Source organism: Thalassobacillus devorans, from assembly GCF_900176565.1.
Lineage (GTDB): Bacteria > Bacillota > Bacilli > Bacillales > Halobacillaceae > Thalassobacillus > Thalassobacillus devorans_A.
Genome location: NZ_FXEH01000005.1, coordinates 615,403 through 640,315, shown reverse-complemented (window position 1 = coordinate 640,315; position 24,913 = coordinate 615,403). Strand labels below are relative to the sequence as shown.

Here is a 24,913-nt window from a genome sequence, read left to right as displayed (position 1 = left end):
AATCAAGTCCTAATTTACTTTATAAGGAGTGTAGCAGACATGTATTTAAAGGTTAAAAGATTAATAGATATTATTCTTTCTTTAACAGGACTTATAGTATTGTCACCAATTTATTTGATTCTTATTATAGCTATTAAACTCGATTCAAGAGGTCCAGTCCTGTTTAAACAAAAACGTGTTGGAATCAATAAGACATATTTCAATATATTAAAGTTTCGTACAATGAGAATAGATACCCCTAAGGACACTCCAACTCATTTGCTAGAAAAACCAGAACAGTATATTACTAAAATGGGCAGGTTCTTGAGAAAGACTTCACTAGATGAGCTGCCACAGATATGGAATATCTTTGTTGGTCAAATGAGCATTATCGGCCCGAGACCAGCGCTGTGGAACCAATATGATTTGATAGAAGAGCGTGATAAGTATCGCGCTAATGATGTGCCGCCTGGACTTACTGGCTGGGCTCAGATTAATGGTAGAGATGAACTTCCTATTGAATTAAAGGCGCGACTAGATGGTGAGTATGTTGAGAAGATTAGTCTTTGGATGGATGGCAAGTGCTTCTTGGGGACAATCGTTAGTGTTGCGAAAAGTGACGGGATAGTTGAAGGCGGGACTGGAGTGAAAAATGAAGTTGCTAGTAGTAAGGAGAGCATTTCTAAATGAAAAAAATACTAATAACAGGGAAAAACAGTTATGTAGGGAAGAGATTAGAGAAGTGGCTTAAAAATTATTCTGATAGATATTTAATAGATTCAGTTAGTTTAAGAGATGCTTCATGGAAGGAGAAAGACTTCTCAAAATATGATGTTGTATTTCATGTAGCTGGAATAGCCCATGTTTCAAAAAAACCGAAATTAGAGGAACTATACTATAAGGTTAATAAAGATTTGGCGATAGAAGTTGCACAAAAAGCAAAGAATGAAGATGTAAAACAGTTTATCTTTATGAGTAGTATTATAATCTATGGGAATGATGGAGCAGTAGGAGAGAAAAGGGTAATATCAAGTAATACTGAATTTTCACCTTTAGATTATTATGGGAGAAGTAAATTAGAGGCTGATTTAGCTATTCAGGAATTAGGTAATCATAAGTTCAAGACAGTAATAATTAGAGCACCTGTGATATATGGACCAGGTTGTAAAGGTAACTTCCCTAAGTTGGTAAAATTAGCTAAGATTTCTCCAGTCTTTTTAAATATAGAAAATCAAAGAAGTATGATATACATTGACAATTTATGTGAGTTTTTACGATTATGTGTTGATAATTCCGTACAAGGTGTTTTTTACCCACAAAATAAAGAATACCTGTCTACAAAATATATTATTAATGAAGTTAGAATATTGATGGGGAAGAAAACATTAAATATCGGATTTATTAATTCCCTAGTTATACTAATAAGTAAAAAAAATAATTTTATAAATAAGGTTTTTGGTAACAAAGTTTATGATATAACAATATCTAATCATTTTGATTGGGAATATGAAAAAGTAGAATTGAAGGAATCGATAAAAAGAACTATCGGAAAATAATTCTAACTAATAAAAATAATTGTTTGAGTTTGAACTTTATATATTTAGGAATGGAAGGTAAAAATATGCGAAAAAAATTATTATTCATTTCATCTAAAAAAATATACCCCTTAACCAGAGGAGATAGAATAAGAGTTTTTAATAATCTTAAAATACTTAGTGAGCAATATGATATAGATTTGTTATTTTTAACAAATGAAAAGACGTGTAAAGAAGATCTTGATGAAATAAAGAAATATTGTAATAACATAAAAGAGTTTCGTTTTCATAATATAATGTATATTTTAAATGTTGTATTTGGATTTCTTAGAAATAAAAAACCTTTACAAGTTAATTATTTTTATTTTAAAAAAGTACAAAAGTGGATTGATAAAAGAATTAATGAGTATGATGTTGTTTTTTGTAATCATGTTAGAACTACAGAATATGTTAAAAAATACTGTTATAATATTACAAAAGTAGTTGACTTCGTAGATGCTATATCAATGAATTACCTTACTGCTCAAATAGGAGCAAAGTTATTATGGAAAAAAATTTATAAGGTCGAGAGTAAAAGGTTGATAAACTATGAGGTTGAAATAAGTAAAATATTTGATAGAAATATCATTATTTCAGAGGCCGACAAAAAGCACATCGTTAAACACGGTGGGGAAAATAATTTCACAGTAATTTCCAATTTTGTGAAAGATTTCGATGAAGTTAAGGTGATCTCTATGGATGAAAGTAGCTTATCTTTTATAGGTGCAATGAATTATGAACCTAATGTAAGTGCGATGGTTTATTTTTGTAGAGAAGTGTTGCCCAAATTAAAACAAAAAAAATCAGGGGTGAAAATGGATATACTAGGTGGATTTGTATCGAAAGAAATCGAAAGATTAAATGAAATTGATGGGGTAAATGTAAGAGGTTTTGTTGAAAAACCGGAAGTTATTATAAAGAAATCATGTTTATTTGTTGCACCAATGATTAGTGGTGCAGGTGTACAAAATAAGATTTTAGAAGCTATGAAGCTTGGGAAATGTGTCATCACAACCAAAATTGGCGCGCAAGGACTTCCAAATTTAGAAGGAAATGAAATTATTATAGCGGAAGGTAAAAAGGACTTGATTAATCAAATCTTATATTATTTGGATGACGATAATAAATATAAACGCGAAGAGATAGGTGAAAATGCTCGGAATTATATTCTGAATTACTTTTCTTATGAAGGAGTTAAACAACAAATGTTAGAGGCTTTAAATGTTAATAATTCGAGATCTGCTTCTTGAATTAGGAATTAAATATGGTGGATATAGCAAGTATTTATATATTTCCACTTTTACCCTTTCACAATAGCAATTAATTAGGGGTGGATTCTAGGATGATCTCAGTAAATAATTAATGTATTATTAAAAAAACTTAAAGAAAAAATAAATGAAAAGAATGCAAAAATAGGGGTAAAAGGTTGGGATTGTTGTATTACCTTTAGCTCTCAAGTTTGCTCAAGCAGGATATAATGTAATTGGATTCGACGTTAAATCTTAGGAACCTGATATGTACTTGGGGAACCAACAAAAAACTGTAAAGAACAAGGTCTAAATATTAATAAAACAGTGATTAATAAAGTGGTACCCGTATCCGCCTCAAGGTTTGCTGAAATGAGTAAGTTTATATGAAGCTAGCTCCAAGAATATGCCCCTTTATGTATTATTGAAAGTCAGTGAAGCAATTAAATAGCATTAGTATACCTAATAGAGATTCAAAGATTTAATTTTAGCTTGATAGAATCTACTTGCTTAGAAATATACGAATTATTAAAAGAAAGCGGACCTTATCCAGATTTAATGATCCTCATGCTAATAGCCTTATAAATATAGAAGGAGAAGTGATTAATTCAGTTAGGGTTGGCTATTCATTTCTAAAATTTCACAACTAAGTGTACTATAAAAATTTAAAAAATGATAATTTAAAAGAATTAAATTAATATAAATTTAAAGATGATTGTGGTGTCCATTATGAAAACAATTATGGTTGATTTAAGGACTTTATCTACTAAACCAAGTGGGATAGGTTTTTACACATATGAGTATGTAAAAAGGTTGCAGTTAACAAACTCATTAAAGGTGATAGGTGTAACAGATGTTTGTAAAAGTCCACAAATTAAAGAATTAAAGGATATAGGTATAAATATTTTAAGTTATTCAAAAGAGATAAAAAGAAACACTCAAGTTTTTAGTTATTTTAAATTTATAAAAGATATGATTAAGAATAAAAAGCCAGATTTCTTTTGGGAACCTAATCATATTTACCCTTTAAACCTAAAAAATTTAAATCATGAAACTAAATTAATAGTTACTATTCATGATGTTTTACCGATAAGTAATCCAGAATTCTTTCCTAAATTATACTCTTTTTATTTTAAATATTTTGTTGGAAAGACTTTAAACCTTGCAGATGCAGTTTTTTATGTATCAAAACATTCAAAAACTGAAACTGAAAAATTCTTTAATAAAAATATAAATGTTAAGCCAAGTTTAGTAACAAACAATTTTGTGAATTTTCCTGATTTGTTAGATACAAACGATGAAGGATATTTTCTTTACGTAGGAAACATTGAAAAAAGAAAAGGTATATTAATTCTTTTGGATGCGTACGAAAAATATTTAAAAAACGGTGGTAACCTTAAGTTAATTCTTGCTGGAAATGTTAGAGAGGAAGACGTTGAAAAAAAACTAAATAGTTTAATTACTAAGCTCCAAGGTAAATTATCTTATCGAGGATATATCAGTAATGAAGAAAAGCAGATTTTATTTCAAAGCTGCTCAGCCTTCATATATCCTTCCTATGCAGAAGGATTTGGGATACCTCCTTTAGAGGCAATATTTTATAATAAGGCTGTTATTATAAGTGATTTACCTGTATTTAAAGAGATTTTTGGAGATATTCCAAACTATTTTAAGTTAGATAAAAACTACAGTAATGAAGTGAATAACCTATTCAAATGTTTAATGAGTTTTAAAAGACCTGAGTCAATCGATGTAATCAAACTACAAAGCAAGTATGATCCTGATATTTTAGTAAGGAAAATGGAAAAGTTTTTGTATGGGAATATGTGAAATTTGCAAAGGTATAATTGATAGGAGAGGTTCCTAATGGACTACATTGGTTATTTTGTATATCCGTTCCACGAGAAATATGGAGGGGCAGAAGTTAGAGCAGTTGAGTTCGAAAATGAGTTTAATTTGTATGCGGAAAAAAATGATATTAATATTCGAATAGTAAGGATACATAATGAAAATGACTTAGAGAATATAAAAGCTGTAATTATTTATGGTGCTCATTATAAAAACTATCCTTTTTTCCAATATATAAAAGAGCGAACAGATTTAAAAATAATACTTTCTAGTGTATTTGTCCAAAATACTAACATATTAATATATAATTTATTTTCTAGGATAAAAAGGCCACAATCTACAATTAGAATTACTTCTCAAATGCTTAAAACAGCAGATTATGTTTTTACAAATACCAATACAGAAAAAGCAAGCTTAAGAAAAGCATTCGGCATAAAAAGTGATTTATATAATTTACCGAATATGATTAATTCCAATAGCATCGATTTCTTTAAAAATGAGAATTTTAATTTAGAAGAAATAAGAATAGATAAAATAAACAAATCTTATATTTGCGTTGGTAGAATTGAGCCTTTAAAAAATCAGATTAAAATCATTAACAGCTTAATTAAGTATAAATTCAAAGGACATGTCGTTTTTGTAGGTAGGAAAAATGCCGAATATAAAGATTATACAGCGCAATTTGAAAAGTTAATAAGTGAATATCCTGAAACTTTCACCTATGTAAAGTTTATGGAAAAACCATCTTTAATCAAATCTATGTTTAATTCAAAAGGTTTAATATTTCCATCTTTATTTGAAACCACTGGTAGAACTGCTTTAGAAGCAGCAGTAGTCGGTATACCTATGGCTGTTTCAAATTTACCAACTGTAAAAGAATACCTTAAAGATGTAAAGGGTGTTACCTATTTCAATCCTAAATCCGAAAAAAGTATTTATCGTGCTATAGATAGTATGCCAGAAAACATGATAGTAAATAACAAAAAAGATGACTTTTTCTTTATATATGAAAATGGGTTAGAAACTTACGTGAATTTCTTTGAAAAACACATATTAGCTTGTTAGAGGAGTTTATATAATGGGTGTAGACTTAACTGTTATAGTTTTAACTAAGAACGAAGAAAATAATCTGAATGATCTACTTGACAATATTAAAAGCTTAGCTGCAAAAAAAGTCATAGTAGACTCGGGTAGTACAGATAATACGCTTAGTATTGCACAAAGATACAATTGTAAAGTATTACATAGGGATCTAAAAAGCTTTGCTGATCAGAGGAATTATGCTTTAGACAATTCAAAAACTGACTGGGTTTTATTTCTTGATGCTGATGAAAGATTAACTGATGAATTACTAACTAACATTCCAGAGTTAATTGAGTTAGGTATAAAAGAGAACATATCTTCTTTTTCTTTTAGAAGAAAGACCATTGCTTTTGGAAAAGAGTTAAAACGTGCGTGGAGTGATTATCAACCTAGGTTAATTAACAGAAATAACTGTAGATATGATACTAAGATTCTTGTACACGAAGATTTATTAGTAACTGGAAAGCGTAAAAATGTAAATAGCGGATACATTAGACATTTTACATATCAAAACTTTGAACAATATCTAACAAAAATGAACTTATATGTAAAAATGGAAGCTAGAAATATTGGCCAAAATGATATATCACTCACAAAATTAATAGTTGAACCATTATTAGTGTTTTTTGATAGATTGATAATAAAAGCTTGGATAATGGATGGGGTATCTGGATTCCATGCAAGCTTCACAAGTTTTATAGTAAGGTTTCTGAGCTTATCCCTAGCTAGAAGTTTAAAATTAAATGGCAATATATATAGTAAGGAGTGACTAATATTTTATGACTATAGCATTAATCACACCAGGATATCCTTCAAATGATAATAAATATAATCTTGGATTTGTTCATACGCGAGTAAAAAAATATATTTCTTTAGGGATGAAAATAGATGTTTTTGTAATTGTAGAAGATAAGTCTTTAGAATATATAGATTATTATGAAGGGGTAAATGTAAACTATTGTACTATTGATTCTGTTTTTAATAAGATTGAAGGTTATGAGGGGATTTTTATACATTTTATAAGTCATAAATTGGCTAAAAAGCTTTTCGCATTAAACTACAATAAACCGATATTAATTTGGGTACATGGTACAGAAGTTATTAGTGGATTTCGAAGGCTATTTAATTTTAAGAGCGAAGGGTTTTTGGCTTATTCAAAATATTTTTTATGGAGTATAAAGCAGAGAAATTTATTAAATAGATATATAAAAAATAGTAATGTTGAAAAAGTAGGTTTTATCTTCCCTTCATCTTGGATGAAGTCTGTTACAGAAAGAGATCTCAAGTTAAAGCTTAATAATTCTAGATTAATACCCAATCCTATTGATAAAGAACTTTTTTACAATGAAGGGAAATCTACCGAATTAAGGTTTCGGATAATCTCGATTAAATCTTTTAGATCTTATAAATACGGCACTGATATTCTACAAGAAATTATAGCAAAGGTTAACAGAGATGTTAGATTTAAAAAATACCAAGATAAACTTGTGTTCGAAGTTTATGGAGATGGAAAATTGTTTGATAAACATACTAACAAATTAAAAAAGTTTAAAAATGTAAATTTATATAAAAAGTTTTTAAATCACAAAGAAATGTCAGATGTATTTGATAGTAGTGGAATTTATATAAATACAACACGTCAAGATGCACAAGGGGTAACTATGTGCGAGGCAATGATGAATGGTCTAGTAACAGTTAACTCATATAATACAGCTATACCTGAGTTTGTAATGAGTGGGTATAATGGAGAACTTTGTAATAGTGTAAACGATTTTGTCGACTCAATTTATAAAATTCTTGAGAGTCCAAGTTTATTTCAAAAACTTTCCGCAAATGCCGGTAAATTTATGTTAGATAGATGTAATATTGATCATATTGTTAGAGAGGAGTTGGACTTTTATAATGATTTATAAAAAATCATTATATAACTTTTTTCTAGTAACTTATATTTTCTCTATAATTTTTATATGGTCAAGTTACCCATTAATTTCAGATATAATTGGCCTTATATCTTTAGTATTATTCATTATATATTATAAAGATCAGTTGCCAAAACGTCTTAATATTATTTTTTTATACTTGGCACCTTTATATATAGCAGCACTTATATCATTAGAATTAGACAATATATTATATTTGTTACGTTATACTATGCATATCTTGGTTGCTATAATTGTCTTTATTACTCTAAAAAGAAATATTTTATACAGGTCCCTTTATACTATTCAATTCCTAGTTTTACCTATTGGATTTGTTTTTACTTATTTTTTAAGTATAGAGGATCCAATTAATTTATATACCCTAGGGTATGGATTATTCACAGGTGCTAAGAATCATTTTGCATATTTTGTTATAGGGAATTACCTATTCTTAACAAATTTCAGCTCAATGTCTAAGAAGAGTAATATATTACTCTTAATTATAACAATAGTTGAAGTTGTCTTATCCCGATCGGCTACTGGGATAATAGCATTTAGCTTTGTATTAATTATACTTGGTGTGAAGAATGTTAGAAGTTTATCCGTAGGAAAAATTTTAAGGGTCTTTATGTATATAATAAGTATAACTTTAATACTGAGCTTTTTTATGAAAAGACTAGAAGTATTTAATAAAATTCTATTAAATAATTTTAATAGAATTAAAGGATTAGCAACTGATGAGTCATGGGAATTGAGAACTAACTTTTTATTTGAAAAGTTTAATAATGCAATTCTTAATGGTAGTTTTAAGGATTTTCTAATTGGAAGAGGTAATTTTGAGGGTTATCTTGGGTTACCTTTTGATAATTCGTATTATGCACTGTTTGTTGGTGGGGGATTTCTTAGTGCACTAGCTGTAGTTTCATTGTTAGTATTAAATATATTTACGGCAAAAAATAATAAATTGTACCCCCTACTTATAATAGGATATTCATTAATATTCTTTATAACCGCAAATATAATGTTTGAAATTCAAAATTCAATTTCATTCATAATGTTTTTGTTTCCTTTATTAAATTTGAGAAAGAATGACAGTTTATTAAACTAGCCTTTTGATTTTAGTTTAAGGTGGGGGGAAGTGTTTTTGTTTGACATTATATGAAGGGCGCTTTTATCCCTATTCTAAAATTTAAATAGTTTTTGTGGTAATTAACAGATAAATGAATTTTATTGTCTAACAAAATTTCTAAAATAATGATTTATTATAAGAGGAGGCAACTTACATGGAATTTGTTTTACTCTCAGGTGGATCTGGTAAACGTCTTTGGCCATTATCTAATGATTCAAGATCGAAGCAATTTTTAAAAGTTTTGGACAAGGATGATAAATTGGAATCAATGGTGCAAAGAGTATGGAGTCAGTTAGAAAAATTGCAGTTACATGAATCAACAGTAATTGCAACTAGTAAGTCTCAAGTCGATATGCTCCATAGTCAATTAGGTAATCATGTACCGTTAATAATAGAACCAGAACGTCGTGATACATTCCCTGCTATAGCTTTAGCAGCTACTTATCTTTATTCTGTAAAGGGGAGTAGTTTAAATGAAGTAGTAGGAGTATTACCGGTTGATCCTTTTGTAGAACTTAGTTTTTTTGAAAGAATAAAAGATTTAGAGGGTGTTTTAAACACATCCGATGCTGAGATTGCCTTAATGGGGGTAAACCCAACTTTTCCATCAGAAAAATATGGCTATATAGTTCCAACACAAAATAAACTTAAGGAATATATTCAAGTAAGTCACTTTAAAGAAAAGCCGTCAGTAACAGAAGCAATAGATCTAATGGAAAAAAATGCTTTATGGAATTGTGGTGTTTTTGCTTTTAAACTTGATTATATTATTTCTTTATTAGAGGCTCAAGGATTACCACTGCAATATGATGAGTTGGCTAAGCATTATAAAAAGCTTGAAAAAACTAGCTTTGATTATGCAGTTGTTGAAAGGGCAGAAAAAATCGCCGCCCTTCCATATAGTGGAAGTTGGAAAGACCTCGGTACATGGAATACATTAACAGAAGAGATGGGTACTAACCAAATAGGAAAAGGTGTTATTAGTAAGGATTCAACTAATACTCATATAGTAAATGAGTTAGATATTCCTGTTACAGTATTAGGTATAAAAAATGCTGTTGTTGCTGCAAGTCCGGATGGAATTTTAGTAACTGATAAAGTTGCGAGTCCAAGAATTAAAGAGATTCTGAAAGGGTTTGACCAACGTCCTATGTACGAAGAAAGACGTTGGGGATGGTATAGAGTACTTGATCATAGCAAGTTTGAAGAAGGAAATGAAGTTTTAACAAAGAGAATTGGAGTTAATTCTGGTAAGAATTTAAGTTATCAAAAACACTATGCAAGAAGTGAAGTTTGGACAATTATTAAAGGCGAAGGTGAATTTGCTTTAAATGAGGAAATCCGAAATGTAAAACCGGGTGATGTTTTAGTCATTCCAGTTGAAGCGAAACATGGTATTAAGGCTATTACTGACATGGAATTTATTGAAGTACAGACTGGTTCACAACTTATTGAAGAAGATATTGTTCGAATATTTATGACTTGGGAGGAAGTAGAAGAGCATTGTAAACCACATGTGAAATAAAAGCTAGTTATAAAACGGCCTCGCTGGTCTTAGGGTTGCTCAGTGGGGCTATATAATTTCGGAGAAATACTTTATTTTATAATATTTGGTTAGAATTTTTACTTTAATAGTATGATTGACTTAAAATACAAGAGTTCAGGGATTTTTTATGGTGGCTGGATAGTTTAAAATGACTAAAGTAATATAACTTGAAAAGGTGGATGTGCTTGCAACAGTTAAAACTTAACAACCAAAAGATTATAAATGCAATTAAATTTGTATTTATGGGTAAGATGAGCCAGACTATTTTACTGTTTTTCTTTACTCCCATTATAGTTAGGATGCTTGGTGTTGAAGGCTATGGTGAATATGGATTTGCTATGTCAGTTATTGGCTTGATAATGGTTATTGCTAACTTTGGTCAAGCGGATGCAATACGCAGATATCTTCCTATTGTTGATAGGGAAAATATAATAGAACAATATAGATTTTATTCTACTATTACTAAAATTTCTCTATCTCTAATTTTGGGTACTCTAACTATAGGGGTTTTATTAATATATATATTTAATGATTTATATAATCAAAACAATATATTAACTTATATATTGATTATTGTTGTTATTAGTATTTTGTATAATAACTTGCAAGCATTACTCTTTGGATTACATATGCAAAAATTATCTGAACCATTAAATGTGTTGAATTTCTTTATTCAATATAGTATTGGTATAATTTTAGTTTACATTGGACTTGGTGTTGAAGGCGTTTTGGCAGGGTACATTTTAGGAATTATAATAGTTTCTCTTATACAATTGTTTATTTTATATAGGTTAAAAGGTAACACGTTTTTTAATGCATTAACTAAAAAAACAAAAAAAGTAGAGAAAAATAATAATGCCTATACCAATGAACTATTATCATTTGGAGGATGGATGGTTATTGGTGTAATAATTGCCCAATTATTATATCAAGCAGATGTTATTATGGTAAGAACAATGCTATCTTCTTATGATGTTGGTTTATATAAAGCTGCGTTATCAGCATCCCAAATACTATGGATTGTTCCACAGGTAGTCCAAAGTGCTGTAGTCCCAGCTTTTTCAGAATTGTGGGCATTAAATCAAATACAAAGAATCAGTCGTATATCTTCTGACTTAATGAAATATGTAACGTTAGGACTTATTCTTTTAGGTGGAGGTTTATTTGTTTTAGCCGAACCTTTTATTTTCTTATATTTTGGAGAAGAGTTTATTAATGCCAAGATCCCCTTGCAAATATTGATTATAGGAACTATTGGCTTTGGAATATCTAGAATTACTGTTCCTTTATTTCAAGTAAGTAATAAACTCAAAATGAATATCTATGGAGGAGTTATAGCAGTAATACTCAACATCGGTTTAAATATGGTTTTGATACCATCTTGGGGTATTACGGGAGCTGCACTAGGCACAGCTATCTCATATTTTTCATTATTAATTACAAAGTATTTCTTTATAAAAAAAATAGGGATAACTCTTTCAATACAATTTATAAAATTTATAACACTTACAACAACTTATATTCTATTACTATTTTTTATATCAACCTTTTTCGTGAATGTAGTAGTAAAAATTTTAGTAACTGCTTTATTAGGTTTCTTCTTTTTTATTTTCATCATATTTATCCTAAAGATAGTAAATATAGATGATATTAAACGACTAAAATTGAGGTGAAGTACTTTGAATAAAAGGTTCCTTATATCTGGGTTTGTTGGTGCAGATAATATTGGAGACGAATTAATACTTGACAGTATCAAGAACATAATAAAGAGCGCTGAAAAGGATGCGGTTTTTACAGTATTATCTATCGATCCTAAAACAACTAAGGAATTACACGGTGTAAATAGTATATACTGGCCGGGTTTATCACTAAATATGAAAAGATTAATTGCTGTATTTAAAGGTATAAGTGAGGCGGATTATGTAATAATTGGAGGAGGAGGGCTACTCCAAGATGTCCATTGGGTTGGAACTATACCGAGATATTTATCAATAGCACTTTTTGCTAAGATTCTAAAAAAGCCAGTGATTTATTTTTCCTTAGGAGTAGGACCAATCAAAAGGCGGTTATTAAAGTACCTTACAAGGATAATTAGTAATGATGTTGATATTATTTTTGTAAGAGATATGAAATCCAAAGAATATCTGGAGGAAATTGGGGTAAAAAAAACACAAATAACAGTTACTGGAGATCCGGTAATTATGCATTCAGATTTCTATAAAAATGAAAATAAAAATGAAAATAAAAATGATAATAAAAGAGTTGGGGTTTCCATTCGAGAATTAAATATAGATTCTAATTTCAAGACAGAGCTTTCAAAAGCACTTGATAATATAGTTGCTAACCATGGTTATGATGTATTCCTAATTCCAATGGAACCTAAAACAGATATTAAATTATGTCGTGAAATTTCTTCTATGATGAAAGAAGAGGTAACTATATACAGTAATGATGCGGTAAAGCCAATTGATGTAGTTAATCAAATTAAGGAGATGAACTACATAATTAGTATGAGGTTACATGGTTTAATAGTTGGAAGTAGCTACGGTATTCCGGGGATTGGATTAGTATATGATCCAAAAGTTAGAAGTTTTTTAAACCAAAATGGTTTATCAGAATATGCATTATCGCTAGAAAATTTCCAGTCAAAAACCTTAATAACTACTTTTTCACACTTACTAAACAATGAAGATGAATATAGAAATAAGCTTATATCTAATCTGAAGTTATCTAAAAATAAAATTTTAATAGGAACAGAAAATTTACTAAATACAAAACATATTTCTAGCAAGTATCAGGGAATAAAAAATGTATATAAAATGTTTATGTTATTTTTACCCCAAGGAATAAATAAGGTTAAAAATTTCAAAAGATAATTATACCATAAGGGTTTACTTTTACTACAAAATATATATGTAGTTTAAGATAATCTTTTTGCTATCATTAGTTGTTTTTATCCTGCTAAGATTCTCGGAAAAATTAAATTATAAGGGAAAGTTGGAAAAACATGAAGAAAAAAATAATGGTAGTTTTTGGTACAAGGCCTGAAGCTATTAAGATGTGTCCATTGGTTAAAGAGCTGAAAACACGAGATAATTTAAACACTGTAGTCTGTGTTACAGGTCAGCATAAAGAAATGTTAAACCAAGTATTGGATGTATTCAATATTGTTCCAGATTTTAATCTATCAATAATGAAAGAGAAACAGACGCTGTTTGATGTAACAATCAATATATTAGAAAAGATGAAAGCTGTGCTTGAAGAAGTTAAGCCAGACATAGTGTTAGTTCATGGGGACACATCTTCAACTTTTGTTACGTCCTTAGCGTGTTTTTACTTACAAATACCTGTTGGACATGTGGAAGCGGGTTTAAGGACTTATAATATTTACTCTCCTTATCCAGAAGAGTTTAATCGTCAGGCTGTGGGAATTATAGCGAAGTATAATTTTGCTCCAACGGAAATGTCGAAAGATAATCTATTAAAAGAGGGGAAAATTCCATCATCTATATATGTAACAGGTAATACTGCTATTGATGCACTTAATACAACGGTTAGAGAAGACTATTCTCATGATCAGATTGAATGGGCATCGGATAGTAGACTGATTATGGTTACAGCTCATAGACGAGAAAATCTCGGTGAGCCTATAAGAAATATGTTTAAAGCAATCAAAAGGATTGTTGATGAATTTCCTGATATTAAGGCAGTATATCCGATACATATGAATCCTGTTGTTAGAGAAGTTGCTAATGAAATTTTAGGAAATTGTGATAGAATCAGAATTATTGAACCATTGGAAGTACTAGACTTTCATAATTTCCTTTCAAGATCATATTTAATACTTACTGATAGTGGTGGTATCCAGGAGGAAGCACCAAGCTTAGGTAAACCGGTTCTAGTAATGCGTGATACAACAGAACGCCCTGAAGGTATAGCAGCTGGAACACTGAAATTAGTAGGTACAGATGAAGAGAATATCTATAAAAATTTCAAATTACTTCTTGAAGAAAAGCAAGAGTATGAAAAAATGAGTAAAGCAAGTAATCCTTATGGTGATGGTTTTGCAAGTAAAAGAATTGTTGATGTCTTGGAGAAATAAGTAAATTAAAGCATAAGAGAATTAAAAATTGCCAGCTATTGTGCTCAGTTTCGGTGCCCAATGTAGTAAATAGATAGCTAAAACATAAAATACCACTGTTTTCAGTGTGAAATAGAAGTACTCTTCACAGAACTTCAAGTTTTACAATCCCAAAAAAGGAGATCAAAACGATGGCACTTTCATTGAACCACATTCAGGGAAAAATGGAAGTAACTGGGGTGCATTCGTCAGGATGGTAGGCGAAGGCGCGTGGTGTCTGAACCTGGCAGCCTTATATTGAGGGAAGCTTTTTCTGGTAAAGATACTTGAGATGCAAAGCGCTTTGTATGGCGGGCCAGACTCCAGGAATTAGACACGGGAGTTTGACCCACTGATTGGATTAGCTTGAGGAAACGCTCGCAAAACTCCTATAATCAAGTTAGATAAAAAAACTTGATGGGAGTCGGTTAGATGGCTAGGATAGAAAAAGATTATTTGGAAGTTATCAAGATTGAGGAAGTTGGAGAAGGGATGAGGGTATGCCTTGATTTTATCGATATATTAGATACTCACGATGGCGTGTATGTCGGAAATACAGGGCATGGCTATGTGAAAGTGCTGTCTGAAAATCGGGAGTCAGAAAAATATCCTCCCAGACCTTTTCGTATTAACTGTGGTGCGTTTCATCAATATTTATATCAGGAAAATAAGACCCATTACTTACAAGAACTGAATCCCGGAGAGAAAGTGATTGTGGAAGGTGAGCAGGAAGAAAGAGAACTTCCGCTTGGCCGTGTAAAAATAGAAAAGCGTCTATTTGTTAGAGTGGTATGTAAAAGCGAGGAAGGGATCGTGTCTGCTACCTTACAGAAATCCACGAGTGTTCATGTATTAGAAGAAAACAAGGGAGAAGTATCAATCGAAGAGTTAGAAATTGGCGATCGCATCCTTGGACTGAAAGATAAGCCAGGCCGTCACTTAGGAGAACAAATCGATGAGGTAATTGTTGAAAAGTGATGATCTCACAACTTTTAGCCTGACATCCTTTTGGTATTCTTGATAAGCTATATATTAAGAAGATCTTGAAAGAAAGGAGAAAGTTATGAGATTAGCATTCCTATCCGATATTCATGGAAACGCACGTGCCCTGGAAGCTGTGTTGGAAAATATCGATAATCGAAACGTCGACCAATTGTTTGTGCTTGGTGATATCGCTTATCGAGGGCTTGAGCCAGAGCGTCCGGTTGAATTGGTACGTGGGCTTGATGCTCAAGTTATCAAAGGAAACGCAGATGAATGGATTGTCAGGGGAGTCCAGGAAGGCGAAGTCCCTGATAAAGTGTATTTGGCAAGTAAAAAATGTAGTAAATGGCAGTTAAAAATGTATGCCACTTGCCACTCCGCATATTAGATTAAAGATTCCTTGTATCGAAAGCTCTCTCCGGTAAATAACAGTAGATGGGAGTGATGAATCAATCGATCAATCACTGCTTCCGTTAAGATTGGATCTCCGAATACGTGGTTCCACTGCCCAAACTGTAAGTTTGTTGTGATGATAATACTTTTAGTTTCATAACACATTGATATCACTTGAAAGAGTAGTTCTGCTCCTTCTTTATTCAATGGTATGTAGCCTAATTCGTCTAACACTAATAAATCAAGCTTTTTAATCTGCTTCATTACTTTCTGAAGTTCCCCTTTTTGATTGGCTTCAATGAGATGATTCACCAAAGATGCCACCGTAAAGAACTTTACTTTACTGCCAAACCTATGTATGGCATTTAAACTAATTAACGTTGCCAAATATGTTTTTCCTGTGCCAACCCCTCCATATAAAATGAGGTTTTCTTTTTCATGGACGAAGTCTCCATTCAACACAGATTCTCGGATAATCCCTTGTGGGATTTGAATATGCTCCCACTGAAATGGTTGTGTACCTGTCTTGGGTAGTTGAGCCTGACTAAGTAATAGGTTGATTTTTCTTTCTTCCCGATTCTCTACTTCTCGTTTGAATAATTCCAGAAGGAATTCTTCATTCGTATCGGCTTGGACCTCCTGATAATGCTCTCGAATCCAACTTAATTTCAAACGTTTCGCCAACACTTCTATTTGATGATTCATTTCATGTCACCTCTATTCTCCATAAGGGAATCATAGTGAGACAATCCCCTGGTGGCTGCCGGCACTTTAGGAACTTTCATTGTTGGCGTAATTGTTTGATAGCTGCTGTCTCCTTGGATGATCGAATAGAAACAATGCTTAATCTGATCTGCTTTAGGATGACCATGCTTCATTGCTAATTCAAGTGCTTGATTCAATAATTCAAAGTCATTATTCTTCAACAGTTTCCCGAGTAATTGTAAGGCTTCTTTCTGTTCTTGCTCTGTGCAACGGTTTAAGTATTTCGTCCATACTGGCGGAAACTGCTCATACAAGCTTGAATACTTGATTGCTCTTGGACGTCTGGACAATAAATCCAAATAAGGCTGCCAGATCATCGACTTTCTCTTTATTCCATACAATCTATTGTGCTTCACAATCACTTCGTTATGATCATTTAGAATGACAACAGAATTATAAGTGATTTGGACATTTACTTGCTGCTTGGCAAAACGCGGGGAAGTAGAGTATTGTCTTTGGTCTACAGAGACCATTCCATACTTATCTGCGGTTAACGTTTCATGCCTTACGCAATCAAAAGATTTAACGGGGATCATCAACCATTTATCTCTATCTTCTGAGTGAAGGTGTGTTTGTAAAATACCCTTCTCATAATGCATACGATCTCTGTCTTCTTCGGCTAATGCCCATAAAGTCTCGTTGAAGTGATCAAGGTCCAGGATGGTACATTCAGGCAATAGGAAATTATTTCGCACATATTTAACCATGGCTTCCACATGCCCTTTTTCATTTCCTTTCCCTGGATTACAAAACTCATAGTTGAAGCCATAATGTAATACGAACCGTTCAAATGTATTGGTGAGCTCACGCTCCCCCTTAGCTCCAATTTTCTTTACAGCTGGTGAAAGGTTATCAAACCGTATCGTGTGTGGCACGCCTCTCATATAATGAAACATACGTTGAAGACCTTCCAGTAAACACTCTGTATTTTCCGAAGGAAAAACCTGAAAATAAAAGGTATTACTGTAGGGGAAGGACATCACTAAGTAAGGAAGATCAATCACTTTCGATTGATAGATGAATGGTGCTTCCCCAAAATCTACTTGGGCAGTCCCAGGGATAGATTCAAGAGGAAGAGCTGCCTCTTCCACATACGCTTTCAATTCTTTCTTTTTCTTTGAAACATAGTCACGAACACTTCTATATGAACCTGTAAAACTATGATTCTTTACTAGCTGTGTGTACATGCGTTTGGCCGTGCGATGGTTCTTCTTTTTCTTCTTAAGATCTTCGTTGATCCACTTCTCAATAATAGGTTTGACTGGATCCATGACCGGTGAACGGCGTGTTTGCTTCTTTCTGGGCCTGAACTCTTCCTGATTGGCATACTTGCTAACCGTACGTGGATCGACCTTCATGCGTCGCCCTATATCTGCGTAGGATTCGCCTTTTTGATTGGCTTCATATCTGATATAATTAATTTCAGTCACTGCTAACATCTCCTAATAGCCTCCTGTCGAACGTTGTTGGTCCAACGAGGAGTTTAAAGTTATTGGGAGTGATTGGCAAGTGACTTTTTTTATGTTCAGATATTACATAGATTAGCTGCCAAACCTTACATTTTTAGAATGCCATAAACAGATAAAGTGATCGCAGGTATGAATCAGGAGAGAGAATGGGCACATGCCAATATGACGAGTGAGTCAGTAAACTATCTGAACGAGCTGCCAAAAGAGATAACGGAAGAGTACAAAGGAATCAACATCCACGGATTCCACGCGACACCTGCCGACCTGTTTGAAGTGGTTTTACCGCATGCCACTGACGAAGAAATGAAAGATCGTCTGATGGCAAATACATTGGCTGATGTCTATATTTACGGGCATATTCATAAGCCGTATATCCGCTATATTAATGGAAAAATGGTGATCAATACCGGGAGCGTTGGTCTTCCTTTCGATGGGTTGGCCCAGCCATCTTACGTGTTGGTCGATATCGGAGATAATGGGGTACAAGCATCCATTGTAAGGGTTAATTATGACTTAGCTGGATTAGTAGAAGATATCGAAGCTTCTGTAGACGTCAAGTCGAATTTTACACTTTTTGCTCGTTTCCCCTTTACACTTCTGCTGAAAATATGCTTTTTCTATTTTTCATACGATGACTTTCCTCATTTTCTCCGCCATGTATAACTTCCACACGATGGAGTAAACGGTCTAAAATCGCTGTCGTAATTCCCTGATCGCCAATCAAATGCCCCCATTCCTCTGGACTTTTATTTGAGGTCAGAATGATCGAACTTCGTTCGTATAGATGATTGATCAAATGAAAAAACAGGTTCGCCTCTCGTTGATCCATCGCCATATACATCAGGTCATCAATTATCACAAGGTCAGCGTTTCTCATTCGTTTCAGTTGTACCTTTGATTTGTTCAGATACTCTTCCGTCTTTAAGAGCTGTACAAGCTCACCCATTGTAGCGAAGTAAACATTGAATCCCCTGGAAACAGCTTCGAGTCCCAGCCCAATTGCGATATACGTTTTTCCTATTCCGGGTGGACCGAGGATAATTAAGTTATACTGCTGTTCCAGCCAGCTTAACTCTCTAAGTTGAGTTAGCTGGCGGGCAGTCAGAACGTTTTGACCGTTCAGTTCAAACTCATCTAATGACTTCACGAAAGGGAAACGTGCCCATTTCATTCTTTTTTCAAGGCTTTTTGCTTCACGCTTTGCTAGTTCATATCGCGTTATAGATTCTAGAAATTCTAAATAGGTCCATGAGGATTTTTCAGCTTCGCGAAGAAGCTGCGGAAGCTCCTCCGCCGTTTCTGATAGACGTAACTGACGAAACTGATCTTGTAATTCATTTACTGTCTTGTTCATCATGATCGACCTCCTAAAATGCTGGTATAAGCATTTAAAGATCGTGTAGAAGTTTTAATATAACAATGTTTTGCTGGATAGGCATTAGAGGGTTTTATCTCTTTTACCTGGTCATGAGGTAATCTATGAATGTGCTGGGCAATATCACGAAAGTCATTCGCACTAAACAGCTTTTCTCTCATACATTTGGCCAATACATTTTCGATTACCGTTGGGTACTGTTGGATGACCTGATGAATGATCGCAAACTGGTCTCGACGATACCTTGGGTATCTTTTGCTAATCTCGTCAAAGTAAGTAGCTGCCTGTGTTTGATTTTCAAAAAAGGAGATCAACCGTTGTTTGAATTCTTCAATCCCTTTGGAGCGATCACGGGTATGGTTGCGGTTTTGAATCAGCTTCCCTTTTTCTAAGCTGATACAGTGTTCGGCGATAATCTCACTTTCTGCTTCCTTTCGAATTATGAGCGTAGACGGTTTTTTGCCTATAACTTCAATCAAAACATGATTATCAGCGTTTGTTTGATAAGTCCCTAGAGGGACGGAATATCGATTGGACTTATACCGGATTGTATTGTCCTTGCTTACACTTCTTGATATACTTTGATTATTGGTACTTTCAAATGAAAGTAGGGAAGAGACCGGCTTTAAGTGTTGCTTTTCGACGAGAAACACTTCAGCTGGTCTTTTTTTCGTTGTCTGATGAACTTGATAATTTCCGGTACGCTTTAGCCATTGTACAGCCCGCTGATTCCAATCCTCTATATCACTGAACACTCGACTGTCTGCGAAATTGCCTTTAATGTACTTCACTACATTCTCAATCATTCCTTTAGATTCCGGATCAGCTCTTCTACACAAATGAACCGTAAACTTACGTTCATTCACATAACTTTGAAACTCAGCTGTTAAAAGCAACTGTCCTGCATTTTCACTAACCGTAATTAAATGATCCTGATCGTATACGATTTCTTCTGTACATCCTCCGTAGAATTGAAAGGCATTTTCATGGCAGCGAATCGCATCTCTCGTGGTAAATGGTCTTGACTGCCATTCCATATACTTCTGTCTGGAGTGGGCGAGTACAAACGCAATGAAATACAACTTAATCTCTTTGCGGTCAGTTGTCTTCTGTTTTGTTTCACCCCAGTCTACCTGAAGTTGTTTCCCCATTGGTTGTTCAGGAACTGCCTCATATTGGCGAACCAATTGCTTCTTCTCAATCTGATAGACTTCCCTGACTTCTCTAACATATGACCTCACTGTACTTCCACCGACCGCTAGGTCGGGGTATCTCTCTAAAAGCCAATCGTGTATCTGCGCAGCACTCAAGTGGGGATACTCTTCTAACCAGGCGAGTATCCAATCTTTGTAACTGTCTAATTTCTTTTTCTTCCCAATCGGTTGTTCCGTATAAGCTTTGGCTTCTTCAAAAGTCATCTCTAAATATTTATAGACAGTTGGTCTTGAAATCTTAAGCTCCTTAGCAATTTGTGCTATTTTAAACTTCCGTTTATGTAGGTCTTTGATATTTAAATACAACACTAATTTCTCCTCCAAAATCCTAACCTCCAGTAAAATAACGTCACCAACTATTTTACTAAAGTAATAGGCTGATAGAGCAAAAGTGTAAAATCCTATCAAGCGAAAACTGTCAACTTTATTCTAGCGTTTACAGCTTCTGACTATCCTCAAAAAAATGTACTTACGAACTTATTAATAAACGCATCTGTTTAAGGTCTGTCCCTAGAATATCAGCATCAGCAAAAAATAGTTCCTCTCCCGTACGTTAGAACGCGAAAGTCACGGGGGAGGAACTGTTTTTTATTATTCTAATAATAATCCTTATTCTTTTTGTAATAGAGTTCCCCAGTTGTTAAAGCGGTTGTTCTGCCTTCATCATTTCCTCCCACTTTTCCTGAACTATCTGTTTTCCCTTTTTCACGTCAGGATGAAAATGAAATGGTGCGCTGTCTCTCGTATGTTCAATCTCCTTAATAGACTGATCGATTCTAGCTTCGAGCCCTGGGACGCCATGGTTGGAAGCCATGGTCAGGCCAGCTGTCACTCCCTGGGCAATTGCAATTTTCGCTCCTTCTATTCCCGTAATGTTGCCTGCGACGTATAGCCCGTCCAATGCGGTTTCCATCCGTTCATTATGAAGCGGCACATAACCGCCAAGTTCTTCTACTAAGTAAAAAGGACAGCCGGCAACCGCGGCTAGTTCTGTTAATGGATATAAGCCACCTGCGATACAAACAAAGTCACAGGTAATGATTTCTTCAGTACCTTCTATGACATCTCCATTTGGTTTGACGGTTGCCAGTTTGACAGCGGCGACTTTTTCATCTCCTAGTATCTCTGTCACTGCCTTCCGAAGATGAACAGGAATGCCCCACATCTTGAACCCGCTCTTTGGGTAAAACGTAATCCCCAGCTGCTGCATGATGGAAGGCTTCATCCATTTGCTTCCTTGCCTGATCAGTGCAGATGGAGCCATGTGTGCAACATGAAGCAGTTGGTTCATCACTTGTTTTGGATTAGCGGCTTCTTCGTTTAATCCATTCATTTGCGGTAAGGTAAGGGCGGCAACCTCTACACCCGCCATTTGCAGTTCAGAAGCAATAACGGCTGCAAGAGGGTTGACTCCTATGATGACCCCTCTTTTTCCTGGTTTGACTCGATGGACATTCGTCATCACTTGTGCTGCGCCGACGGACATGACACCAGGAAGCGTCCAGCCGGGAACTGGCAGGGGCGATTCAGCTGCTCCTGTGGCTAATAGCAAATGGCTGGTTTCATAGGTGGCCCTTTCCGTATATACCAGCCAAACATCTCCGGATTTTTCAATGTTATGGACCGAGTTCCTGAGCTTTATTTCTGCGCCGGATCGTCTGGCTTGTTCATATAAGTGATTCGATTCTTTGATACCGTTCCAATACGTGCCGTCTGGTTCTTCATAGAGTTGACCAAGGAGACGTCCTCCTGCTTTCATATATTCATCGATTACCAACACATTTAATCCCTCGTTAGCACTCGTGGTTGCAGCAGAAAGGCCTGCAGGACCTGCACCAATAATGATCACATCATACATAGGTCTCCCTCCATTCCTTCACCGGTGTTGGAAGCATCCCACTGCTTTGTATCGCCATTCCTTCTTTTAAAGGGGTGAGACAGGCACGTTGTCCTTGTTTTTCGTTGACCGTTACTCTGCATTCAAAACAATGACCAATATTACAGTAAATGCCTCTTGGAGAGCCGCTTTCTTCGTGATAACGCAGGGTGCGAATGTTATTTGCCAATAAAGCAGCGGCGATCGACTCTCCTTCATATCCTTTATAGATTTTTCCATTGAATATAAAGGAGACTTCTTTTTTCATATCTATAGGGCCGAGGACAGGATGATTGGTAATGCGTTCACTCATTCCTCTCCACCTCCCAAAACGCCGAAGCTGATTGGACGGACAGGCGGCTGATACTTTAAGGTGACTCGGGTATGAGGAGCTTGTTCAAGCTTTTTGGTAATTTGCTGGACAAGCGGGCGACAGGTTCTGCCACCGCAATATCCCATTCCTGCACGTGTACGGAGCTTCAATTCCCTTGCCGTACATCCATTTCGGCTCGCTGTTTCCATTAATTCGTTATAGGTTACTTCTTCACAGCGGCATACTAAGAAATCTTGCTGATTCATTCTTATCACCTCTTCAAGTAGTCTGTACCTGAAAATGAATGCAAGATTTGTGCCACTAATTAGTGATCCCGAGTTTTTTAAGGCGATTATAAAGTGTCGCTCTTGTTATGTGCAGGTTTTTCGCACATGCTAACTTATTGCCTTCCACTTTTTCTAATTCATTGATGATCATTTTCTTTTCTACTTCGTTCAGTCGCTCCGTCAGGGAACGGCTCTCCGTTCCTTTATAAGTGGAAAGCTCAGACGTAGGGATGGCAGGTGTTTCATAATCAAAAGGGAGATCCTCTTTTTTAATTTCTCCGTCTTCTGAGAAAACGACAAGTCTTTCCACTACATTTTTCAGTTCTCGAATATTTCCAGGCCAGTCATGGTGGAGCAGGCACTGCATGACATTTTGTGAAATCCCATGAATCGGTCTGTTGTAGGTAATGGAAAGCTCATGTAAGAAATAATGGGTTAATTCAATGATATCTTCGGGCCGTTCCCTTAGCGGTGGAATATCGATACTGACAACATTCAACCGGTAATAAAGGTCATCACGGAACGCGTTCTCTGCGACCATCTTTTTCAAATCACGGTTGGTAGCAGCGATCACACGAAAATCTACTTCTAATTCCTTTGTCCCTCCGACAGGATAGAATTTCTTTTCCTGCAGCAGTCGCAGGATTTTCACTTGCATGTCTAACGGCATTTCACCGATTTCATCAAGGAAAAGCGTGCCTCCTTTTGCGAGTGCTGCTTTTCCTTTCTTCCCTTTGGAATCGGCACCGGAAAAAGCTCCTCTCTCATAACCGAAAATTTCACTTTCAAATAGAGAATGGGGGATGGCACCGCAATTAATAGCTACGAATGGAGCGTCTTTATCCTCGCGCAGATGGTGGGCGGCCTTCGCAAATAACTCTTTCCCGACCCCGCTTTCCCCTTGAATCAACAGCCCTGTTTGAGTGGAGGAAGCTTTTTTGATTTTATTGATCGTCTTCTTCATGGCAGGGCTTCTCCCCCGGATACGTTGGAAAGGATCGGAGGAGGCTGTCAATTTTGTCACTTCTTTTTCTAGATGAAACAACTTCTCTCTGGCGTTATATAGCTCGTTATTCAACTTTATTTGACTGGTGATATCTGTTTCCGAAACGACTGCACCAATGATTTCATCTTGGAAATAGACAGGATTCGAGTTAATTAAAACCACTTGGTTTTCTCTGGCTATGTGCTGTCTATGATAAACGGATGTCCCTTTTTCTAACGTGTTAAGGATCTCCAGGTGTTCCGGATTGAAAAAATCTGTAATCGGTTTTTGGATAACTTGCTCTCGCTCCATGGAGAAGAGCTTCTCTGCTCCCTTCGTCCAACCGATAACATGTTGGTTCTTGTCGATCACCGTACAGGACTCTTCAGTTGTATGAAGGATAGTGTCGATATAGGCATGTAAATGCTGATATTTCCTAAACAAATGATGGCAGATATCTGATGGCTCCACAAAGCCGGTGACGTTATTGTCTCCATCCATCATGACAAGACAGTGATTATCAGAAACAAAGGTCATGATATCCTCGAATGATTCCTCCCCATGGATGGGTGTACAGTGCTGATAATGCAGTGTTTTTTTGTCACCTGCCAGACTGACTTCGTAAACGCTTTCATTTCTTCGTATAAAGGTTTTGGCTGCAGAAGAGGACATAATCAGTTGTTTTAGTTCTTCGTCACTTTTTTCTTCCACTATAAAAAGAAATGATTTTTTTATGATGGGTTGTATCGAAATCTCATCAGCAATCATTATTCTTCCCTCCTGATATGTTTAATTTATTTGACACTT

23 protein-coding genes are annotated in these 24,913 nt (G+C 34.6%); 15 read left to right on the top strand and 8 right to left on the bottom strand.

Features of this window, described 5'->3' with window-relative positions:
- The first annotated feature begins 39 nt into the window (after positions 1-39).
- The 14 genes from B9Y67_RS07800 to B9Y67_RS07735 all read left to right on the top strand — a co-directional run bounded on the left by B9Y67_RS07800 (position 40) and on the right by B9Y67_RS07735 (position 15,817).
- Positions 40-669, top strand: a complete 630-nt coding sequence (locus B9Y67_RS07800; RefSeq protein ID WP_085506178.1) for a sugar transferase — start codon at positions 40-42, stop codon at positions 667-669.
- Complete coding sequence (locus tag B9Y67_RS07795; RefSeq protein ID WP_085506177.1) at positions 666-1,535, top strand: NAD-dependent epimerase/dehydratase family protein; 870 nt, start codon at positions 666-668, stop codon at positions 1,533-1,535. The genes B9Y67_RS07800 and B9Y67_RS07795 overlap by 4 nt, the downstream gene beginning before the upstream one ends.
- Before the next feature lie 50 nt (positions 1,536-1,585).
- Positions 1,586-2,803 (top strand): glycosyltransferase, encoded by a 1,218-nt coding sequence (locus tag B9Y67_RS07790; protein ID WP_139823752.1) that lies wholly within the window; start codon positions 1,586-1,588, stop codon positions 2,801-2,803.
- A gap of 726 nt (positions 2,804-3,529) precedes the next feature.
- The gene (locus B9Y67_RS07785; protein WP_176223936.1) at positions 3,530-4,630 is read left to right on the top strand and encodes a glycosyltransferase family 4 protein; all 1,101 of its coding nucleotides are present in this window, start codon (positions 3,530-3,532) and stop codon (positions 4,628-4,630) included.
- A gap of 36 nt (positions 4,631-4,666) precedes the next feature.
- A complete protein-coding gene (locus B9Y67_RS07780) occupies positions 4,667-5,713 on the top strand; it encodes a glycosyltransferase (protein WP_085506174.1) in 1,047 nt (348 codons plus the stop codon).
- Positions 5,714-5,726: 13 nt separating this feature from the next.
- Positions 5,727-6,500 carry a glycosyltransferase family 2 protein gene (locus tag B9Y67_RS07775; RefSeq protein ID WP_085506173.1) on the top strand — a complete coding sequence of 258 codons (774 nt, stop codon included), beginning with the start codon at positions 5,727-5,729 and terminating at the stop codon, positions 6,498-6,500.
- Positions 6,501-6,510: 10 nt separating this feature from the next.
- On the top strand, positions 6,511-7,644 hold the full coding sequence (locus B9Y67_RS07770) for a glycosyltransferase family 4 protein (RefSeq protein WP_085506172.1): 1,134 nt from the start codon (positions 6,511-6,513) through the stop codon (positions 7,642-7,644).
- On the top strand, positions 7,634-8,758 hold the full coding sequence (locus B9Y67_RS07765; RefSeq protein WP_085506171.1) for a hypothetical protein: 1,125 nt from the start codon (positions 7,634-7,636) through the stop codon (positions 8,756-8,758). The genes B9Y67_RS07770 and B9Y67_RS07765 overlap by 11 nt, the downstream gene beginning before the upstream one ends.
- 175 nt (positions 8,759-8,933) lie before the next feature.
- The gene (locus B9Y67_RS07760; protein WP_085506170.1) at positions 8,934-10,304 is read left to right on the top strand and encodes a sugar phosphate nucleotidyltransferase; all 1,371 of its coding nucleotides are present in this window, start codon (positions 8,934-8,936) and stop codon (positions 10,302-10,304) included.
- Positions 10,305-10,510: 206 nt separating this feature from the next.
- On the top strand, positions 10,511-11,998 hold the full coding sequence (locus B9Y67_RS07755) for a flippase (protein WP_176223935.1): 1,488 nt from the start codon (positions 10,511-10,513) through the stop codon (positions 11,996-11,998).
- A gap of 6 nt (positions 11,999-12,004) precedes the next feature.
- Positions 12,005-13,201 (top strand): polysaccharide pyruvyl transferase family protein, encoded by a 1,197-nt coding sequence (locus B9Y67_RS07750; RefSeq protein ID WP_085506168.1) that lies wholly within the window; start codon positions 12,005-12,007, stop codon positions 13,199-13,201.
- Between the two features lie 131 nt (positions 13,202-13,332).
- Positions 13,333-14,427 (top strand): non-hydrolyzing UDP-N-acetylglucosamine 2-epimerase, encoded by a 1,095-nt coding sequence (wecB, locus tag B9Y67_RS07745; protein ID WP_085506167.1) that lies wholly within the window; start codon positions 13,333-13,335, stop codon positions 14,425-14,427.
- Positions 14,428-14,877: 450 nt separating this feature from the next.
- The gene (locus tag B9Y67_RS07740) at positions 14,878-15,423 is read left to right on the top strand and encodes a 3-dehydroquinate synthase II domain-containing protein (RefSeq protein ID WP_085506166.1); all 546 of its coding nucleotides are present in this window, start codon (positions 14,878-14,880) and stop codon (positions 15,421-15,423) included.
- An 85-nt stretch (positions 15,424-15,508) separates the two neighbouring features.
- Positions 15,509-15,817, top strand: coding sequence for a metallophosphoesterase family protein (locus B9Y67_RS07735; RefSeq protein ID WP_085506165.1), 309 nt, complete (start codon positions 15,509-15,511; stop codon positions 15,815-15,817).
- On the opposite strand, the gene istB (B9Y67_RS07730) is transcribed toward B9Y67_RS07735, so the two are convergent.
- Both istB (B9Y67_RS07730) and istA (B9Y67_RS07725) read right to left on the bottom strand, forming a co-directional pair.
- A complete protein-coding gene (istB, locus tag B9Y67_RS07730) occupies positions 15,814-16,527 on the bottom strand; it encodes an IS21-like element helper ATPase IstB (protein ID WP_085506164.1) in 714 nt (237 codons plus the stop codon). The two genes, B9Y67_RS07735 and istB (B9Y67_RS07730), sit on opposite strands and share 4 nt — an antisense overlap.
- The gene (gene istA, locus B9Y67_RS07725) at positions 16,524-18,026 is read right to left on the bottom strand and encodes an IS21 family transposase (protein ID WP_085506163.1); all 1,503 of its coding nucleotides are present in this window, start codon (positions 18,024-18,026) and stop codon (positions 16,524-16,526) included. Before istA (B9Y67_RS07725) ends, istB (B9Y67_RS07730) begins: the two co-directional genes overlap by 4 nt.
- Positions 18,027-18,185: 159 nt before the next feature.
- Here istA (B9Y67_RS07725) and B9Y67_RS07720 point away from each other — a divergent pair, with 159 nt between their 5' ends.
- Positions 18,186-18,719 (top strand): metallophosphoesterase family protein, encoded by a 534-nt coding sequence (locus B9Y67_RS07720; protein ID WP_085506162.1) that lies wholly within the window; start codon positions 18,186-18,188, stop codon positions 18,717-18,719.
- On the opposite strand, the gene istB (B9Y67_RS07715) is transcribed toward B9Y67_RS07720, so the two are convergent.
- The 6 genes from istB (B9Y67_RS07715) to B9Y67_RS07690 form a co-directional block, all read right to left on the bottom strand.
- Positions 18,646-19,410: an IS21-like element IS643 family helper ATPase IstB gene (istB, locus tag B9Y67_RS07715; RefSeq protein ID WP_085506700.1), complete on the bottom strand. Its 765-nt coding sequence runs from the start codon at positions 19,408-19,410 to the stop codon at positions 18,646-18,648. The genes B9Y67_RS07720 and istB (B9Y67_RS07715) overlap by 74 nt on opposite strands.
- Positions 19,410-20,954: an IS21 family transposase gene (istA, locus tag B9Y67_RS07710; protein WP_139823775.1), complete on the bottom strand. Its 1,545-nt coding sequence runs from the start codon at positions 20,952-20,954 to the stop codon at positions 19,410-19,412. Before istA (B9Y67_RS07710) ends, istB (B9Y67_RS07715) begins: the two co-directional genes overlap by 1 nt.
- A 331-nt stretch (positions 20,955-21,285) precedes the next feature.
- Positions 21,286-22,503, bottom strand: a complete 1,218-nt coding sequence (locus B9Y67_RS07705) for an NAD(P)/FAD-dependent oxidoreductase (protein WP_085506161.1) — start codon at positions 22,501-22,503, stop codon at positions 21,286-21,288.
- Positions 22,496-22,834, bottom strand: a complete 339-nt coding sequence (locus B9Y67_RS07700; RefSeq protein WP_085506160.1) for a (2Fe-2S)-binding protein — start codon at positions 22,832-22,834, stop codon at positions 22,496-22,498. Before B9Y67_RS07700 ends, B9Y67_RS07705 begins: the two co-directional genes overlap by 8 nt.
- Positions 22,831-23,100: a (2Fe-2S)-binding protein gene (locus tag B9Y67_RS07695; protein WP_085506159.1), complete on the bottom strand. Its 270-nt coding sequence runs from the start codon at positions 23,098-23,100 to the stop codon at positions 22,831-22,833. The genes B9Y67_RS07700 and B9Y67_RS07695 overlap by 4 nt, the downstream gene beginning before the upstream one ends.
- A gap of 55 nt (positions 23,101-23,155) precedes the next feature.
- On the bottom strand, positions 23,156-24,874 hold the full coding sequence (locus tag B9Y67_RS07690) for a sigma-54 interaction domain-containing protein (RefSeq protein ID WP_085506158.1): 1,719 nt from the start codon (positions 24,872-24,874) through the stop codon (positions 23,156-23,158).
- Positions 24,875-24,913 lie beyond the last annotated feature (39 nt).

Bases quoted from the DNA above. Each gene is read 5' to 3' on its own strand.
- B9Y67_RS07800 (WP_085506178.1), top strand. From the start codon at position 40: ATGTATTTAAAGGTTAAAAGATTAATAGATATTATTCTTTCTTTAACA.
- B9Y67_RS07795 (WP_085506177.1), top strand. From the start codon at position 666: ATGAAAAAAATACTAATAACAGGGAAAAACAGTTATGTAGGGAAGAGA.
- B9Y67_RS07790 (WP_139823752.1), top strand. From the start codon at position 1,586: ATGGAAGGTAAAAATATGCGAAAAAAATTATTATTCATTTCATCTAAA.
- B9Y67_RS07785 (WP_176223936.1), top strand. From the start codon at position 3,530: ATGAAAACAATTATGGTTGATTTAAGGACTTTATCTACTAAACCAAGT.
- B9Y67_RS07780 (WP_085506174.1), top strand. From the start codon at position 4,667: ATGGACTACATTGGTTATTTTGTATATCCGTTCCACGAGAAATATGGA.
- B9Y67_RS07775 (WP_085506173.1), top strand. From the start codon at position 5,727: ATGGGTGTAGACTTAACTGTTATAGTTTTAACTAAGAACGAAGAAAAT.
- B9Y67_RS07770 (WP_085506172.1), top strand. From the start codon at position 6,511: ATGACTATAGCATTAATCACACCAGGATATCCTTCAAATGATAATAAA.
- B9Y67_RS07765 (WP_085506171.1), top strand. From the start codon at position 7,634: ATGATTTATAAAAAATCATTATATAACTTTTTTCTAGTAACTTATATT.
- B9Y67_RS07760 (WP_085506170.1), top strand. From the start codon at position 8,934: ATGGAATTTGTTTTACTCTCAGGTGGATCTGGTAAACGTCTTTGGCCA.
- wecB (WP_085506167.1), top strand. From the start codon at position 13,333: ATGAAGAAAAAAATAATGGTAGTTTTTGGTACAAGGCCTGAAGCTATT.
- B9Y67_RS07740 (WP_085506166.1), top strand. From the start codon at position 14,878: ATGGCTAGGATAGAAAAAGATTATTTGGAAGTTATCAAGATTGAGGAA.
- B9Y67_RS07735 (WP_085506165.1), top strand. From the start codon at position 15,509: ATGAGATTAGCATTCCTATCCGATATTCATGGAAACGCACGTGCCCTG.
- istB (WP_085506164.1), bottom strand. From the start codon at position 16,527: ATGAATCATCAAATAGAAGTGTTGGCGAAACGTTTGAAATTAAGTTGG.
- istA (WP_085506163.1), bottom strand. From the start codon at position 18,026: ATGTTAGCAGTGACTGAAATTAATTATATCAGATATGAAGCCAATCAA.
- B9Y67_RS07720 (WP_085506162.1), top strand. From the start codon at position 18,186: ATGAATCAGGAGAGAGAATGGGCACATGCCAATATGACGAGTGAGTCA.
- istB (WP_085506700.1), bottom strand. From the start codon at position 19,410: ATGAACAAGACAGTAAATGAATTACAAGATCAGTTTCGTCAGTTACGT.
- B9Y67_RS07705 (WP_085506161.1), bottom strand. From the start codon at position 22,503: ATGTATGATGTGATCATTATTGGTGCAGGTCCTGCAGGCCTTTCTGCT.
- B9Y67_RS07700 (WP_085506160.1), bottom strand. From the start codon at position 22,834: ATGAGTGAACGCATTACCAATCATCCTGTCCTCGGCCCTATAGATATG.
- B9Y67_RS07695 (WP_085506159.1), bottom strand. From the start codon at position 23,100: ATGAATCAGCAAGATTTCTTAGTATGCCGCTGTGAAGAAGTAACCTAT.
- B9Y67_RS07690 (WP_085506158.1), bottom strand. From the start codon at position 24,874: ATGATTGCTGATGAGATTTCGATACAACCCATCATAAAAAAATCATTT.